Source organism: Roseomonas sp. TAS13 (assembly GCF_001950415.1).
GTDB classification, from domain to species: domain Bacteria; phylum Pseudomonadota; class Alphaproteobacteria; order Acetobacterales; family Acetobacteraceae; genus Roseomonas; species Roseomonas mucosa.
Window position 1 is genome coordinate 1 of sequence record NZ_BDLP01000635.1, and the last position, 1,450, is coordinate 1,450.

The window sequence follows — 1,450 nt, forward strand, 5'->3', positions numbered from 1 at the left end:
GGTGGAGCTGTGCGTGGATGTGATCAAGAGACAGCCCGCAGCGCCGGGATGTCGGAGACGAGGATCGGCTTTCCCGCCGCCATGTACTCGAAGAGCTTGAGCGGCGACATCCAGCGCCCGATCTCCCGCCCCGCCGCAGAGGCCACGCTGGGCGAGGGCGGCGCCAGCAGCAGGTCGAAGCGTGCCAGGCAGGCCGGCACCCGGGCGTGCGGCACATGGCCATGCAGGTGCAGGTTCGCCTGCCCCGCGCAACGTTGCCGCCAGATGGCGAGGTCCCGCTCCGTCCCCCCCACCACATGCAGGTCGCATCCGGGCAGGGCCTCGGCCAGCGCCGCCACCATCTCCATGCCCTTGCCGGGATAGAGGTGCCCGACATAGCCCAGTTGCGGCACGCCCGGCCGGCCCGGCCAGGGTCCGGGCAGCGGGCCGGGGTCCGTCACGGGGTCGGCGCCATCATGCGCCACCATCACCGGGCGCCCGCGCAGCGCCGGCACCCGGGCGGCATAATCCTCCGCGAGGCTGCGGGAGATCGCGACCATCAGCGCCATCCGGCGGTGCCGGAACAGCCAGGATTCCGCCACGCGCCGGGCGCGCCGCAGCGGCAGCGCATGCGCCTCATACACGAAGGGCGCCCGGCTCCGCGCGACCGCCGCCGCCAGCGCATAGGCATGGCGTCCGTAGAGCAGGTCCGGCGCCGGGCGCGCCGCCATCTCCCGCGCCGCCAGCACCGGATAGAGCAGGTTCTTCGCCAGCGGCAGGTGCGGCGGCGCCCGCAACACCATCTCGAAGCAGGGGGCCATCCCGAAGGCCCCGAAGACCGCTGCCGCATCCGCCTGCCGCCCGCGCGCGTAGAGCGTCACCTCGTGCCCGGCGGCGGCGAGGGCGCGGCACATGCTCATCACGTTGACGGCGCTGGCGACACGGGAGGGCAGGGCCGTGCCCGCGACATAGGCTATGCGCATGGGACGGCCTTGCCGGCATTCCGGCCCGGGGCCATCTTCCGCGCCCCCGGGAAGAGCGCATGGGCGAGACGGACAGCACGAAGGCCCCAAGGGTGCACGAAGGGGCGCACGAAGGTGCGCACCAAGGATTCCTGGTCTGGGCCCTGCTCGGCCCCCGCACCGGCGACAACAACCAGGTGCTGGCCCTGGCCGAGGCCGTGGCCGCCGCCTGTGGCGGCGTGGTGGAGGCGATCCCCCTGCGCCACAACCTGCTCCGCCTGCTGCCCACCCGCTTCGGCGGCATCGGCCCGGCCAGCCTCGACCGGGTCTCCCGTGCGAGGCTGGCCCCGCCCTGGCCGGACCTCGTGATCGGCGTCGGACGCCGCAGCGTGCCCGCCGCGCGCTGGGTCCGCGCAAGCTCCGGAGGCCGCACGCGGATCGTGCAGATCGGCCGGCCACGCTGCCATCCCGGCCGCTTCGATCTCGTGTTGACCACGCCGCAATACGGC

Annotated in this window: 2 protein-coding genes; one reads left to right on the forward strand and one right to left on the reverse strand. The window is 74.0% G+C overall.

Going from position 1 to position 1,450, the window contains the following annotated elements; genetic code table 11:
- Positions 1–23: 23 nt before the first annotated feature.
- Positions 24–962: a glycosyltransferase family 4 protein gene (locus ROTAS13_RS24400; RefSeq protein WP_075823657.1), complete on the reverse strand. Its 939-nt coding sequence runs from the start codon at positions 960–962 to the stop codon at positions 24–26.
- Between the two features lie 59 nt (positions 963–1,021).
- Here ROTAS13_RS24400 and ROTAS13_RS24405 point away from each other — a divergent pair.
- Positions 1,022–1,450 (forward strand): ELM1/GtrOC1 family putative glycosyltransferase (locus tag ROTAS13_RS24405; protein WP_171979237.1); only part of this gene is annotated, 429 nt, incomplete at its 3' end.